Annotated in this window: 12 protein-coding genes; 10 read left to right on the top strand and 2 right to left on the bottom strand. The window is 70.0% G+C overall.

The window, feature by feature from the left end:
* The first annotated feature begins 5 nt into the window (after window positions 1-5).
* The 3 genes from R2K23_RS09490 (at window position 6) to R2K23_RS09500 (ending at window position 3,507) form a co-directional block, all read left to right on the top strand.
* Window positions 6-1,817, top strand: a complete 1,812-nt coding sequence (locus tag R2K23_RS09490) for a fatty acyl-AMP ligase (RefSeq protein WP_316516242.1) — start codon at window positions 6-8, stop codon at window positions 1,815-1,817.
* A gap of 46 nt (window positions 1,818-1,863) precedes the next feature.
* Window positions 1,864-2,658 (top strand): enoyl-CoA hydratase/isomerase family protein, encoded by a 795-nt coding sequence (locus R2K23_RS09495; protein WP_316516243.1) that lies wholly within the window; start codon window positions 1,864-1,866, stop codon window positions 2,656-2,658.
* A 90-nt stretch (window positions 2,659-2,748) separates the two neighbouring features.
* Entirely contained in the window at window positions 2,749-3,507 is a 759-nt protein-coding gene (locus tag R2K23_RS09500) for an SDR family oxidoreductase (RefSeq protein ID WP_316516244.1), read from the top strand.
* A gap of 18 nt (window positions 3,508-3,525) precedes the next feature.
* Here the strand turns inward: R2K23_RS09500 and R2K23_RS09505 are convergent, their stop codons facing one another.
* Complete coding sequence (locus R2K23_RS09505) at window positions 3,526-4,287, bottom strand: SDR family oxidoreductase (RefSeq protein WP_316516245.1); 762 nt, start codon at window positions 4,285-4,287, stop codon at window positions 3,526-3,528.
* 165 nt (window positions 4,288-4,452) lie between these two features.
* Between R2K23_RS09505 and R2K23_RS09510 the strand changes: the two genes are divergently transcribed.
* From R2K23_RS09510 to R2K23_RS09525, 4 genes are all read left to right on the top strand, one after another.
* Window positions 4,453-5,049, top strand: coding sequence for a sigma-70 family RNA polymerase sigma factor (locus tag R2K23_RS09510; protein ID WP_316516247.1), 597 nt, complete (start codon window positions 4,453-4,455; stop codon window positions 5,047-5,049).
* A gap of 28 nt (window positions 5,050-5,077) precedes the next feature.
* On the top strand, window positions 5,078-5,803 hold the full coding sequence (locus tag R2K23_RS09515; protein ID WP_316516249.1) for an SDR family NAD(P)-dependent oxidoreductase: 726 nt from the start codon (window positions 5,078-5,080) through the stop codon (window positions 5,801-5,803).
* A gap of 84 nt (window positions 5,804-5,887) precedes the next feature.
* On the top strand, window positions 5,888-8,692 hold the full coding sequence (locus R2K23_RS09520) for a LuxR family transcriptional regulator (RefSeq protein WP_316516251.1): 2,805 nt from the start codon (window positions 5,888-5,890) through the stop codon (window positions 8,690-8,692).
* An 80-nt stretch (window positions 8,693-8,772) separates the two neighbouring features.
* Window positions 8,773-9,414 carry a sigma-70 family RNA polymerase sigma factor gene (locus tag R2K23_RS09525; protein WP_316516253.1) on the top strand — a complete coding sequence of 214 codons (642 nt, stop codon included), beginning with the start codon at window positions 8,773-8,775 and terminating at the stop codon, window positions 9,412-9,414.
* Here the strand turns inward: R2K23_RS09525 and panB are convergent.
* Window positions 9,411-10,253, bottom strand: coding sequence for a 3-methyl-2-oxobutanoate hydroxymethyltransferase (panB, locus tag R2K23_RS09530; protein WP_316516255.1), 843 nt, complete (start codon window positions 10,251-10,253; stop codon window positions 9,411-9,413). The genes R2K23_RS09525 and panB overlap by 4 nt on opposite strands.
* A gap of 161 nt (window positions 10,254-10,414) precedes the next feature.
* On the opposite strand from panB, the gene R2K23_RS09535 reads away from it, so the two are divergent.
* From R2K23_RS09535 to R2K23_RS09545, 3 genes are all read left to right on the top strand, one after another.
* On the top strand, window positions 10,415-11,818 hold the full coding sequence (locus R2K23_RS09535; RefSeq protein ID WP_316516257.1) for a WS/DGAT/MGAT family O-acyltransferase: 1,404 nt from the start codon (window positions 10,415-10,417) through the stop codon (window positions 11,816-11,818).
* Window positions 11,819-11,866: 48 nt separating this feature from the next.
* The gene (locus R2K23_RS09540) at window positions 11,867-13,414 is read left to right on the top strand and encodes an alpha/beta hydrolase (RefSeq protein ID WP_316516259.1); all 1,548 of its coding nucleotides are present in this window, start codon (window positions 11,867-11,869) and stop codon (window positions 13,412-13,414) included.
* Window positions 13,415-13,485: 71 nt separating this feature from the next.
* Window positions 13,486-15,015, top strand: a complete 1,530-nt coding sequence (locus R2K23_RS09545; RefSeq protein WP_396893339.1) for an alpha/beta hydrolase — start codon at window positions 13,486-13,488, stop codon at window positions 15,013-15,015.
* The last annotated feature ends 35 nt before the right edge of the window (window positions 15,016-15,050 follow it).

Raw genomic sequence — 15,050 nt, forward strand, 5'->3', positions numbered from 1 at the left:
CTGGCATGAACATCGGGTCGAACACGCTACGGGTCGAGGACTACCTCGATGGGGAGGGCAACATCGCCCTTCCGGCGGGAACGACGTTGACGTCGTACCTGGAACGCAACATCGCCGCCCTCGGCGACGAGGTTTCCTACCGCTATCTGGACTACACGCAGGACCCGGCCGGTGCGGCCGTCGAGATCACCTGGTCGCAACTGGGCTCGCGGCTGCATGCGGTCGGTGCCCGGCTGCAGCAGATCAGCGCCCCGGGCGACCGGGTGGCGGTGCTGGCCCCGCAGGGAATCGACTACGTCGTCGGCTTCTTCGCGGCCATCGCAGCCGGCAACATCGCCGTGCCGTTGTTTGCTCCGGAGCTCCCCGGGCATGCGGAACGCCTCGAGGCCGTGCTCACCGACGCCGAGCCGACGGTGGTCCTCACCACGACCGCGGCCGCAGAGTCGGTGCAGAAGTTCCTCCGCAGCCGCCCCCGCCGGGAACGTCCCCGGGTGCTGGCCGTCGACGCGGTCCCGGACACCGTCGGCGAATTGTTCGACCCCGTCGACGTCGCGGTCGACGACATCGCCTACCTGCAGTACACCTCGGGCTCCACCCGCACGCCCGCCGGCGTGGAGATCACCCACCGCGCGGTGTGCACCAACGTGTTGCAGATGATCATGTCGGTGGGCCTGTCCCGCGACATCCGCAGCGTTAGCTGGCTGCCGCTGTACCACGACATGGGGCTGCTGATGATCATGTTCCCGGCCCTGTGCGGCGGGCACATCACGCTCATGTCGCCGTTGGCGTTCGTCCGCCGGCCGGGGCGCTGGATCGCCGAGCTCGGCAAGCAGGGCCAGGAGGGGCCGACGTTCGCGGCGGCGCCCAACTTCGCCTTCGAGCTGGCCGCCACCCGCGGACTGCCCGCCCCGGGCCAGCACCTCGACCTGAGCAATGTGGCCGGCCTGATCAACGGATCGGAACCGGTCAGCATGGCCTCCATCGAGAAGTTCACCGAGGCGTTCGCCCCGTACGGCCTGCCCGCCACCGCGGTCAAGCCGTCCTACGGAATGGCCGAGGCCACGCTGTTCGTGTCGACGGTGGGCCCGGAGGCGGCCCCGAGCGCGGTCTACCTGGACCGCGACCAACTCGGCGCCGGTCAGGCCGTCCAGGTGTCGCCGGACTCGCCGAACGCCGTGGCCCAGGTGTCCTGTGGCACGGTGGCCCGCAGCCAGTGGGCCGTGATCGTGGACCCGGAGACCGACGCCGAGCTGGCCGACGGTCAGGTCGGCGAGATCTGGCTGCAGGGGGACAACATCGGGCAGGGCTACTGGCGCCGCCCCGAGGAATCCGAACTGACCTTCGGCAACAAGCTGCAGTCGAGGCTGGTCACCGGTAGCCACGCCGAGGGCACCGCCTACGGCGAAACCTGGCTTCGTACCGGAGATCTGGGTGTCTACCTGGACGGTCAGCTGTACATCACCGGCCGCATCAAGGACCTGGTGATCGTCGACGGGCGTAATCACTACCCGCAGGACATCGAGGCCACCGTCGCCGCGGCCTCCGACGCGATCCGGACCGGTTACGTCGCGGCGTTCTCGGTGCCCGCCGAAGATTCCACAGGCGAGCAGTTGGTGGTGATCGCCGAGCGTGCCGCCGGTGCCGGCAAGGTCGATCCTGAGCCCGTGCTGGCCGCCGTGCGGTCTGCCGTATCGCGCACCCACGCGCTGCCGATCGCCGACATGCGGCTGGTCGCCGCGGGAACCATTCCGCGCACCACGAGTGGCAAGCTGGCCCGCCGGGCCTGCCGAGCCGACTACCTGGCGGGGAGAATCTGAGGGGCAGCCGACCGACGGCTCGACCACACGGGTTAACGTCACCGGCATGTCTACCGAGTCGCACGCCTACGAGACCCTGCTGTTCGAGCAGGACGGCCCCGTCGCCCGCATCACGCTGAACCGGCCCGAGGCCGCCAACGGCATGAACGACGCGATGACGCGCGAGCTGGCGCACGTCGCCACCCGTTGCGCCGCGCCGGGCACCAAGGTGGTGGTGCTCACCGGGGCCGGCCGTTTCTTCTGCGCCGGAGGCGATCTCAAGGCCATGGCCGCCTCGCCGCTGGGGCCCGGCCCGTTCGTCAAGAACATCGCCGACGACCTGCACCGGGCCATCTCGACATTCGCCCGGATGGACGCCGTGCTGATCACGGCGGTCAACGGCACCGCCGCCGGGGCCGGCTTCTCGCTGGCCGCCAGCGGTGACCTGGTGGTCGCCGCGGCCTCGGCATCGTTCACCATGGCCTATACCCGGGCCGGACTGAGCCCGGACGGCGCCGCCTCCTACACCCTGCCGCGACTGATCGGCGTGCGGCGCACCGGCGACCTCATGCTGACCAACCGCAAGCTGTCGGCCGCCGAGGCCGAGCAGTGGGGTTTGGTCAACTACGTGGTCTCCGACGACGAGTTCGCCGCCCGGGTCGATGCGCTGGCCGCTGAAATCGCTTCGGGCGCAGCGGGTTCTGCCGCGGCGGTCAAGAAGCTGTTGTTGACGACGTTCGACAACGACATCGAGACCCAGATGGATTTCGAGGCGCAGCTGATCTCGGAGAACGCCGGCGGAGCCGATGGCGCCGAGGGCATCGACGCATTCCTCAACAAGCGCGCGCCGAAGTACGCCTGACCGGTTGTCACGAATAGGCGGGTTGATCGGTCCTAGTTGACGACTGGACGGCCGGTGGTGGTCGTCCAGCGTCGACGAAGGGTGCCGAACATGAAGATCGTCGTTATCGGAGGGACCGGCCTGATCGGATCCCAGGTGGTGCGGCTGCTCACCGCGGCGGGGCACGACGGGGTCGCCGCCGCGCCCAACACCGGGGTGGACACCATCACCGGCGCGGGCCTGACGCAGGTCCTCACCGGCGCCGACGTGGTGGTCGACGTCTCCAACTCGCCGTCGTTCGAGCGGGACGCGGCAGTCGAGTTCTTCCGAACCTCGACCGGAAACCTAGTGGCCGCGGAGCAGGCGGCCGGCGTCGCCCACCACGTCGCGCTGTCCGTGGTGGGCACCGGTGAATTGGCCGTCGAAAGCGGCTATTTCGCCGCCAAGCAGGTGCAGGAAGAGTTGATCGCCGCGTCCGGTGTGCCGTATTCGATCGTGCACGCCACCCAGTTCTACGAGTTCATCACGGGAATCATTAACGCCGCCACCGCCGGCACCGTCGTGCGTCTGGCGCCGGTCGATATCCAGCCGATCGCCTCGGCGGACGTCGCCGCGGCGGTGGCCGCCGCCGCAGTCGAACCGCCCCTGAACGGCATCGGCGATATCGCGGGGCCACAACGGTTCCGGCTCGATGAGCTTGCGCGGGCAGTCTTGGCGGAGCGCCAGGATCCCCGGACGGTGCACACCGACCCGACCGCCCTGTACTGGGGAGCTCACCTGCAGACCGACACCTTGACGCCGGGCGCGGGGGCAACGTTGTCCGAGACTCGATTCGCGGATTGGCAGTTGGCCGCCGCGAACCCGCGTTGAGTCAGTGTCGGCGGCTGATCAGCGTCGGCGGCCGTCGGCCCCGCCCAGCCAATCGGTCAGGCGGGTGCCGCACAGTCGCGCATGAGCGCCCGGCAGCAGGGTGCGTTCTTCGATGTCGATGCCCCAGTACCGCGCCGTGGCATCGCGCACCACCGCGCGGTCATCGCCCCGCATGGACAGCACGGTGCGGATCAGTTCATCGAGCGCGAATCGCTGCGGCCCGCCGATCTCGGTACTGCCGTTGTCCGGTCCGCCGACCGCAACGGTGGCGAGTTGAGCGGCCACGTCATGGGCGGCGACCGGCTGGATCAGCGCCGGCGGCAGCCGGACCGTGCCCGCCACGGTCGCCGAATCCGCGGCGGTGAACAGAAACTCGTAGAACTGCGTCGCGCGGATCACCGAGTAGGGGACGGGTCCGGTGGCAATGAGTTCCTCCTGCATCAGCTTCGCCTGGAAGTAGCCGCTGTGCGGGGCCAACCGTTCGGTGCCCACCACCGACAGGGCGACGTGATGCGTGACCCCGGTGAGTTTCTCTGCGGTCAACAGGTTGGTCGTCGAGTTGCGGAAGAACTCCATGGCGGCGCAGTCCTCGAACGCCGGTGAGTTCGAGACATCGACGACGACGTCGGCGCCGGTGAGGACTTCCGTCAGCCCCTTGCCGGTCACCGTGTCCACCCCGGTCCGAGGCGACGCGGCGACGGCGTCCTGACCCGCTCGGGTCAGGACGTCCACCAACCGCGTACCCACCAAGCCCGTACCGCCGACAACGACGATGCGCATGCTGGCCCCTTTCCTGCTTCCCGACTCGGTCACCAGTTACGACCGGGTGCGGCCCCGCTCTGTGACGCCGGCCGTGGCTGTCACAAAGCGCAGCCCCGTCCGGTCGGAATGGTCAGAGCGACAACAAGTCCGAAGCGGCCACCGCCGCGCGACCGAGGGGGCACCGTGAAGAGAACAGTCGATCTGCACGCAGCGGCCGGCGCTGCGATGAGCGCAGCCACCGCGGCTCGCTTCGAGGCCGACGTGGCGCCGCACCGCGACGCGCTGCTACGGGCCGCCCGCAGACTCACGCGCACCGAGTTCGACGCCGAAGACCTGCTCCAGGACACGCTGTTGCGCGCCTACGCGGGTTACGCAGGCTTCAGCGCCGGCACCAACCTGAACGCCTGGCTGTTCCGAATCCTGCACAACCAGTGGGTCAGCGCGTTCCGGTACCGGCAATGTCGGCCCACGGAAGTGCCCCTCGACGGAACGCCCGAACGCGCTCCGGTCAGGGCGCACCGATCGGCGGAGGACGAGGTGTTCGCAACACTGCCTGGACCCGCGCTCGCAGCGGCGCTTGCTGCCCTGTCGGAGGAATTCCGGACCGCGCTGTACTACTCCGACGTGGCGGGCTACACCTACCGCGAAGTCGCCGCCCGGATGGGAACGCCCGCAGGGACCGCGATGTCACGAGTGTCGCGGGCGCGTCGCCACGTCCGCGATCAGCTCACCGATACCGCTGGCCGACAGTCCGATTCACCACCGCAACTCGTCGCCTGAAAGGGCGCATCGACAAAAGGAGCCTCTGATGACCGAACTGCTCAACCGCTCGGCCCTGGTCACCGGCGGGACCGCCGGTATCGGACTGGCCTGCGCGCAGTTGCTGGCCGACGCCGGCGCGCAGGTGATCATCTCGGGTCGCGACACCGCCCGCGGCGAGGCGGCTGCGACCGCGCTCGGCAGCCGAGCCAGGTTCGTCCCTGCCGATCTCGCGGAAATCGACTCCGTGCGAAACCTCGTGCGGCGCAGCGGCGACGTCGACATCCTGGTGAACAACGCCGCCAGCTTCCCCGCCGCCCTGACGGTCGACCAACGCGTCGACAGCTTCGAGAAGACCTTCGATACCAACGTGCTCGGGACGTACTTCCTCACGGCCGGGCTGGCCGCCGGCATGCTCGACCGTGGTTCGGGCAGCATCGTCAACATCACCAGCATGGTGGCCAGCAAAGGGGTGGCAGCGGCGTCGGCCTACAGCGCCTCCAAGGCCGCGGTGGAATCGCTGACCCGCACCTGGGCAATCGAATTCGGCGGGCGCGGTGTGCGCGTCAACTGCGTGGCGCCCGGCCCCACCAGCACCGAGGGGGTCGTGGCGCAGTGGGGGGACACCAACGACGAGCTGGGCCGGGCGCTGCCGCTGGGCCGGACCGCCGCGCCTGCCGAGATCGCCGCCGCGGTGGTGTTCCTGGCGGGGCCGCACGCCAGCTTCATCACCGGCACCACCCTGCACGTGGACGGTGGCGGTTCGGCGATGTAGGCGTCCAGGGGCCCGAGGCCACGCCGGGCCGCTCGGCGCTCGCTAGTATTTCCGGGTAATTCGCCCCCTAGCGCGGACGCGGTGATGCCGGTGACGAGCGAGAATCGGGCGTCGGGTCTGCGTGGCCGCGACGTGGAATGCGCCGAGTTGCAGTCGCTGGTGGCCAATGTCGGCTCGGGGGTCGGTCAGGCGCTGGTCCTGCGCGGCGAGGCGGGCGTCGGAAAGAGCGCATTGCTCGACCACGTCGCAGAATGCGCGGAATCGGCCGGGTTTCGCTGTGCGCATGTCGCCGGCGTGCAATCCGACATGGAGCTGGCGTTCGCGGGTCTGCATCAACTGTGCGCTCCGCTGCTGGACCGCATGAACGAGCTGCCGGAACCGCAGCGAGATGCCCTGGCGGTGGCGTTCGGGCGCGGCGTGGGGCCGACGCCGGACCGGTTCCTGGTGGGGTTGGCCGTCCTGAGTCTGCTGGCCAGCGCCGCCGAGGACCGGCCGGTGCTGTGCGTCATCGACGATGCGCAATGGCTCGATCAGGTGTCGGTGCAAATCCTGGGCTTCGTGGCCAGACGGCTGGTCGCCGAGCCGGTCGGCATGGTGTTCGGGGTGCGTGACGGCGGTCCCGCCGATCTGTCCGGTCTGCCGGACCTGAACATCACCGGGCTGACCGACAGCGACGCCCGGGCATTGCTGGACTCGGTGGTGATGGGGCGCCTCGACGAGCGGGTGCGGGACCGCATGGTGGCCGAGACGCGTGGCATTCCGCTGGCCGTGCTGGAGGTACCGCGGAACTTCTCGCCGGAGGAGCTGGCCGGCGGCTTCGGGGGCGCCGCGACGCGGCCCTCGGCGGGACAGGTCGAGGAGAGCTTCGTCCGCAGAATCCGAGCACTACCGACCGACACCCAGCGACTGGTGCTCGCGGCGGCCGCCGAACCCGTCGGCGATCCGGCGCTGTTCCTTCGGGCGGCGGCACAATTGGGCATCCCGGTCGAAGCCCTGACCGCAGCCGAGACCGCCGGGATCATCGAGTTCGGGGCCCGGATGAGGTTCCACCACCCGCTGGTCCGATCAGCCGCCTACGCCGCGGCAGATCCGGCCGACCGCAGGGCGATCCACCGCGCGCTGGCCGATGCGACCGATCCGCACCTGGACCCGGACCGCCGGGCTTGGCACGCGGCGAACGCCACCGCGGGCACCGATGACGCGGTGGCCGCGCAGCTCGAGGCCTCGGCCGGCCGTGCCCAGAGCCGCGGCGGGGTGGCCGCCGCCGCCGCGTTCCTGGAACGCGCGGCCGTGCTGACCGCGGACCCGGGCCTGCGTGGCGCCCGTGCCATCGCTGCGGCCCGGGTGAAGCGCGACGCCGCCGCGCCGGAGGCCGCCTACAAGCTATTGGCCATCGCGGAACTGGGGCCGCTCTCGGCGCTGCAGCGCGCCCAGGTGGCACGGCTGCGGGCGCAGATCGACTTCGTGCGGTGCCGCGGCGGGGACCCCGCGGCGCCGCGGCTGCGCCAGGTCACCGCCCGATTGCGGGGGGCCGCCGAGCAACTCGACCCCCTGGACGAGGAACAGGCGCGGGAGGCCCACCTCGAGGCGATCGCTGCGGCCATGTATGCCGGCCGGCTCGGGGATGAGGGCGCGCTGGAGGAGACGGCCGCGGCCGCGCTCGCGGCGCTGGCGCGCACCGCGAACCTGCACCGGCCCGTCGACCTGCTGCTGAGTGCCATGGCCACCCGGATCACCGAGGGGGCGGGTGCCGGATCCGCGCAGCTCAGGGCGGCGTTGGAGGCGATGTGCGCGCAACTCGAGCGCAGCGAGGCGCAGCCACCACGCTGGTTGTCGTTGGGGCTGGCCATCCTGGCGGAATCGGCCGCCGGGGAACTCTGGGACGACGCGCTCATGGATCGGATGGCCGGCGCCCTGGTCCGGCAGGCCCGCGCCGCCGGTGCGTTGGCGGCCCTGCCGCCGGCACTGGCCTATCACGCCGGCGTTCAGCTACTGAACGGTGAACTCGGCACGGCGGCAACGCTTCTCGAAGAGGCCGCATCGATCACCGCGGCCACCGGTTACGCCCCGGTGCGCTACCACTCGCTGAACATCGCGGCGTGGCGGGGCGACGCCACGGAGGCGCTCCGATTGATCGGGAACGCCACCGCGGACGCCGCCGCCCGGGGTGAGGGCCGGCTGCTGGGCCTGACGGACTACGCCAGCGCCGTGCTGTACAACGGGCTCGGCCGCTACGAGGAGGCCTTCGCCTGCGCGCGGGACGGCTGTGAATTCGAGGATCTCGGCTTCTACAGCTGGACGCTCTACGAAATGATCGAAGCGGCCGTGCACACCGACCGCCACGACATCGCCCTGCAGGGGGTACGCAGATTCGAGCGGCAGGTGGGCGCGAGTTCGACGGGGTGGGCGCGCGGCGCGGTCGCCGGCGCGCACGCGCTGGTGGCCGACAACGACCATGCGGACGAACTGTTCCGGGCGGCCATCGGCCACTTCGGGGACAGCGCCGTGACCGTGCACCTGGCCCGCATCGAACTGAGTTACGGCGAATGGCTGCGCCGGGTGAACCGCCGTGGGGACGCGCGCCAACACCTGAACGCCGCGGCAGACAGGTTCGCCAAGATGGGCGCCACCGCCTTCGCCGAACGCGCCCACCGGGAACTCGTCGCCCTCGGCGCAAAGATCCGCAACCGTCCGGTGAAGTCGGGCGGCGAGCTCACCGCGCAGGAAGGCCAGATCGCCCGGTTGGCGGCCGACGGGCTGACCAACCACGAAATCGGTGCGCAGCTGTTCCTCAGCACGCACACCGTCGAATGGCATCTACGGAAGGTCTTCGTCAAGCTCGGAATCAGGTCGCGTCGGCAGCTTCGCACCGTCGCGTGGACCAGCTGAGCCGACCACGATCCGTGGTCCCCCGGGGACCACGAACTTTCAAGGGCTCGCCGCGGCGGGGACCGCAGCAGGCTCGAAGCATGACAATCGCAGACATCGAAGACCGCGCCGGTTCCTCAGCTACCGGGGACCTCGAGGACGCCGCGGAGTTCTTCACCGGCATCCGGCACCTGTTGTTCGGGGTCGCCCATCGCATGTTGCGCAGCGTGGCCGACGCCGAAGACGTCGTCCAGGACTCCTGGGTCCGGTGGCAGTGTTGCGACCGCGCCGCGGTGCAGAACCCGACCGGTTTCCTGCTGACCGTCACCACCCGGCTGTGCATCAACGAGCTCCAGTCCGCCCACAACCGGCGCGAAACCCAGCTGGGGCCGTGGATTCTCGAGCCCGTGGACGCCGATGCCGACCCGGCGCTGTGCAGCGAACGCGGCGACGCGCTGCGCAGCGCCACGCGCATCGTGGTGCAGAAACTCCCGCCGACCGAGCGCGCCGCCTACGTGTTGCGGGAAGCGTTCGACTACCCGTACCGGCTGATCTCCCACACCGTCGGCGTCAGCGAGGCGAACGCCCGGCAGCTGGTGAGCCGGGCGCGCAAACATCTGACCGAGGACCGCGACGCCGCACCGAGACCCGTGGCGTACCAAGGGTTGTTCACCGCGTTCGTCACGGCCGCGGAGTCGGGGGAGATGGCCGAGCTGGAGCGCGCCCTGGTCGCCGCCGGCTAGAAGCAGTGCTCCTCGGCGGGGAACGCGCCGCTGGCCACCTCGTCGGCGTATTGGCTTGCCGCCCGGCCCAGTTCGCCGCCGACGTCGCCGAATCGCTTGACGAACTTGGCCGTTCGGCCCGACGTCATCCCGGCCATGTCCTGCCACACCAGCACCTGGGCGTCGCAGTTGGGGCCGGCGCCGATGCCGACGGTGGGAATGGTCAGCTTGCCGGTGATCTGGGTGGCCAACTCGGCGGGGACCATCTCCAGCACCACCGCGACGGCGCCGGCCTCGGCGACGGCGATGGCATCGTGCACGGTCTGCTCGGCACCGTCGCCGCGGCCCTGCACCCGGAAACCGCCGAGCCCGTTGACGCTCTGCGGGGTGAACCCGATGTGGGCGATGACGGGGATCCCGGCCTGGGTCAGCGCGGAGATCTGCGGCGCGACCCGCTCGCCGCCCTCCAGCTTGACCGCGTGCGCGCCGGTCTCCTTCATGAACCGGGTGGCGGTCTCCAATGCCTGATCGGCGCCGCGCTCATAACTGCCGAACGGCAGGTCGGCGACCACCAGCGCGTGCGGGGCGCCGCGCACCACACCGCGCACCAGCGGAATCAGCTCGTCGATGGAGATCGGCACGGTGGTGTCGTAGCCGTAGACGACGTTGGCGGCCGAATCACCGACCAGCAGCACCGGGATACCGGCGTCGTCGAACACCCGCGCCGTCGAATAGTCGTAGGCGGTGAGCATGGCCCACTTGTGGCCCTCGCTCTTCCACTTCTGCAGATGATGGGTGCGCACCTTGGTGCGGGGCTTGGAATCCGCCGCAGCGCCATACACGGTTTGCTCTGAGGACATGGCTGAGTCGCCCCTTGTCGTTGTCGGGTCGATCCTCGAGGCCCAATCCGGGTCCCCGGGTCGTCTGACCTCGCCAAGTCTGCCACTGCGACGCGCGCAGGTGAAGGGGCAGTTGAGTGGACTTCCTCACACCGCCATCCGGGCCGACCTACGATGCGCAGATGTCCGGTTATCAGCGGCTCAGCGGCCTCGACGCCAGTTTTCTGTATCTCGAAACGCCCCAACAACCCCTGCACGTCTGCTCGCTGCTCGAACTGGATGCGGCCACAATTCCGGGCGGCTACACCTTCGACCGGCTGCGCGACGCGCTGGCGGTCCGGATGACCGCCATGCCCGAGTTCCGCGAGAAACTCGCCGACAGCTTCTTGAACCTCGATCATCCGGTGTGGGTGGAGGACGAGCACTTCGAAGTGGCACACCATGTGCACCGCGTGGGTCTGCCGGGGCCCGGTGGACGCGCGGAGCTGGCCGAGATCTGCGGGCATTTCGCGTCGTTGCCGCTGGACCGCAGCAAGCCGCTGTGGGAGATGCTGGTCATCGAGAACGTCGCGGGCACCGACACCGCCGACCGCGGCCGGCTGGCCGTGATGACCAAGGTGCACCACGCCGCGGTCGACGGCGTCACCGGCGCCAACCTGATGTCGCAGTTGTGCACCACCGAACCGGACGCGCCGGCGCCGGAGCCCGTGGCCGCCCCCGGCGGCGCCGGACAGCTGGAGATCGCCGTGCGCGGGCTGGCCCGGTTCGCGACCCGGCCGCTGAACCTGGCCACCAAGGTGCTGCCCGACACCGTGAGCACCGTGGTGGACACCGTGCGCCGCGCGGTCAACGGTTCGGCAATGGCCAGCCCGTTCCGCGCGCCGCAGACCGCGTTCAACGCCAGCATCACCGGGCGGCGCAACATCGCCTTCACCGAGCTGGACCTCGAGGACATCAAGACCGTCAAGAATCACTTCGGTGTCAAGGTCAACGACGTGGTGATGGCGCTGGTCTCCGGCGTGCTGCGGCAGTTCCTGATCGACCGTGGCGAACTGCCGGACAGTTCGCTGGTGGCCATGGTCCCGGTGTCGGTGCACGACCGGTCGGACCGGCCGGGGCGCAACAAGGTGTCCGGGATGTTCGCCAGCCTGCACACCGAGATCGCCGACCCGGCCGAGCGGCTGCGCGCCATCGCCGAGGCGACTTCGGTTGCCAAGGAGCACAGTTCGGCCATCGCGGCGACTCTGCTGCAGGACTGGTCCCAGTTCGCGGCCCCGGCCGTGTTCGGGGCCGCCATGCGGGTCTACGCCGGCACCCGGCTGACCGAGGCCCGGCCGGTGCACAATCTGGTGCTGTCCAACGTGCCCGGCCCGCAGGTGCCGCTGTACTTCCTGGGGGCCGAGGTCAAGGCGCTCTACCCGCTGGGGCCAATCTTCCACGGGTCCGGTTTGAACATCACCGTGATGTCGCTCAACGGTGCGTTGGACGTCGGAATCATCTCCTGCCCGGAGCTGCTGCCCGATCTGTGGGACCTGGCCGACGACTTCGCTACGGGGATGGGCGAGCTGCTGGCCGCGACGCGGTAGACACGCGCTGACGAGGCTTGTGGCCGGCGCATGGCAGCATTGGTTTCCATGAGCATTCTTCGCCCTCGGTCGTTCCTGCGCGCCACGACGGTCGTGACGGCGGTGACGACGTTGGCTCTGGGCGCCGTGGGGTGCTCGAAGGTGATCGACGGCCGCGCCGCCCTGGCCGAGCCCGGCATCGGTGAGCCGGTGCGCTGGGAGCCGTGCAAGTTCACCGGCGGCGCCGACCTCGAGTTGCCGCCGGACACCGAGTGCGGGCGGATCGCGGTGCCCGTCGACTACGACGACATCGACGATCCCGACGCCCCGGTGATTCAGCTTGCGCTGATCCGTTTCCCGGCCACCGGGGAGAAGATCGGCTCCCTGCTGGTCAATCCCGGCGGGCCGGGGGAGTCCGGCATCGAGACCGCGATCGGGATGGTCGATCTGTTGCCCGAGGACGTCCGTCAGCGGTTCGACTTCGTCGGCTTCGACCCCCGCGGGGTCGCGTCGTCCACGCCGGCGGTGTGGTGCAACTCGGACGAGGACAACGACCGGCTGCGGGCGGACCCGCAGGTCGACTACACGCCCGAGGGTGTCGAGTACATCGAGAACGAAACCAAGGAATTCATTCAGCGCTGTGTCGACAAGATGGGCGAGGACTTCCTGGCCAACGTCGGAACCGTCAACGTCGCCAAGGATCTCGACCAGATCCGCGAGGCGGTCGGGGACGACAAGCTGACGTACCTGGGGTACTCGTACGGCACCCGGATCGGGGCGGCCTACGCCGAGCAGTTCCCGCAGAACGTGCGCGCGATGATCCTCGACGGCGCCATCGACCCCAACGCCGATCCGGTGGAGGCCGACATCAACCAGGCCGCGGCCTTCCAGGGGGCCTTCGACGACTACGCCGCGGACTGCGCCACCGACGCGAGCTGCCCGCTGGGCACCGACCCGGACAAGGCCGTCGAGATCTACCGCGAGATGGTCGAGGCGCTGGTGGACGAGCCGGCATCGACGAAGGACCCGCGCGGGCTGTCCTACAGCGACGCCGTCGTCGGGACCATCATGGCGCTGTACTCGCCGGCGCTGTGGCGGCACCTGACCCAGGGCCTGACCGAACTGCGCAACGGCACCGGCGACACCATGCTGATCCTGTCCGACATGTACATGCGGCGCGACGCCAACGGCCACTACACCAACGCGACCGATGCGCGCATCGCGGTGAACTGCGTGGACAAGCCGCCGATCACCGACCGCGAGGTGGTCGTCGAGACCGACCGGCGGGTCCGCGAGGTCGCCCCGTTCATGAGCTACGGCGAATTCACCGGGCATGCACCGATGTCCACGTGTGCGTTCTGGCCGGTGCCGCCGACCAGCGAGCCGCACGAACTGTCGATCCCGGATCTGCCGCCCACCCTGGTGGTCTCGTCCACCGGCGACCCCGCCACCCCGTACCAGGCGGGTGTGGACCTGGCCCGGCAGCTCAAGGGTGGGCTGATCACCTTCGAGGGCACCCAGCACACCGTGGTGTTCCAGGGTGAGGCCTGCGTCGACGAGATGGCCGCCGCCTATCTGATCGACGGGACCCTGCCGCCGCCCAATACTCGGTGCTGAGGCGGGCGTATCCGTACCGATACCGGAGCGTGACCGCCCGCGGGCGGCGCCGGGGGTCCTCGCATGCGACGATGGGCACCATGCAGCGCTGTAAAAGATGGGGCACTGCGCTGCTCAGCTCAGTTCTGGTGCTGCTGGCCGCGCCGATGCCCACCGCGGCCGCCGTGCCCGGGCCGACCGCGCCGGAACCTGCTGCGCCGCAGGTCAATTGGCAATCCTGCGAGCTCTTCTACGACGACACCGACCGGATTCCGACGGCGCAGTGCACCCGGCTGCCGGTCCCGGTGAGCTACGAGCAGCCCGCCGGCCCCGCGGTGTCGCTGGCGGTCATCCGGGTGCCGGCCGCGGGTCAACGCATCGGCGCGCTGTTCGTCAACCCCGGCGGCCCCGGTGCCTCGGCCGTCGACACGGTTGCGAGCATGGGTGCGGCGCTGGTGGGTTCGCCCATCAACGAACACTTCGACCTGATCGGATTCGACCCGCGCGGCATCGGACACTCCACGCCGGAACTTCGCTGCCGCACCGACGCGGAGTTCGACGCGTGGCGCCGCGAGCCCATGGCCGACTTCAGCCCGGCCGGGGTGGCGCGCATCGAAGCGCTCTACCAGCAGTTCGCGCAGCGGTGCGCCGAGCGGATGGGCACCGACTTCCTGGCGACGCTGGGCACCCGGGACGTCGCGCGCGACATGGACACCGTGCGCCAGGTCCTCGGCGAGGAGCAGATCAACTACCTCGGCTTCTCCTACGGCACCGAGATCGGGACCGCCTACCTGCGCAACCACGGCCAGCACGTCCGGGCGATGGTGCTCGACGGCGCCATCGACCCCACCGTCGACCCGGTGACCAAGAGCATTAACCAGATGGCCGGCTTCCAGCAGGCGTTCAACGCCTACGCCGCCGACTGCGCCCAGTCGCCGGACTGCCCGCTGGGGCAGGATCGGACGCAGTGGGTGAACCGGTACCGCCAACTCGTCGACCCGCTGGTCACCCGGCCGGCGCCGACGTCGGATCCGCGCGGCCTCAGCTACGCCGACGCCATCACCGGAACCTTCAACTCGCTCTACACCCCGCAGTTGTGGCGCTACCTGACCTCCGGGTTGCTCGGCCTGGCCCGCGGCACCGACCCGGGCGACCTGCTGCTGCTCGCCGACGAGTACGAGGGACGCGACGCCTCCGGGCACTACCGCAACAATCAGGACGCCTTCAACGCGGTGCGCTGCATGGATGCGCCGTCCCCGACGGATCCGGCGGTGTGGGCCGCCGCGGACCGACGCATCCGCGAACTCGCCCCGTTCGCCTCCTACGGCGGGTTCACCGGGTTCGCGCCCCGCGACATCTGCGGGTTCTGGCCGGTGCCGGCGACCTCCGCGCCACAGCCGGCCGCCCCCGCGCGGCCCGGGTCGGTCGTCGTCGTCTCCACCACCGGGGACCCCGCCACGCCGTATCAGGCCGGCGTCAACCTGGCCCGCCAGCTGCAGGCGCCGCTGATCACGTTCGAGGGCAACCAGCACACCGTCGTCTTCAGCGGCCGGGAGTGCATCGACTCGACCATCGTCGACTACTTCGTCGACGGCGTGGTGCCCGGCGATATGCGGTGCTGAACGGCCATCTCGGGACACGCCTGTAACACAGAGTT

The sequence above is a fragment of the Mycolicibacterium sp. MU0050 genome (genome assembly GCF_963378085.1).
Taxonomy (GTDB): domain Bacteria; phylum Actinomycetota; class Actinomycetes; order Mycobacteriales; family Mycobacteriaceae; genus Mycobacterium; species Mycobacterium wendilense.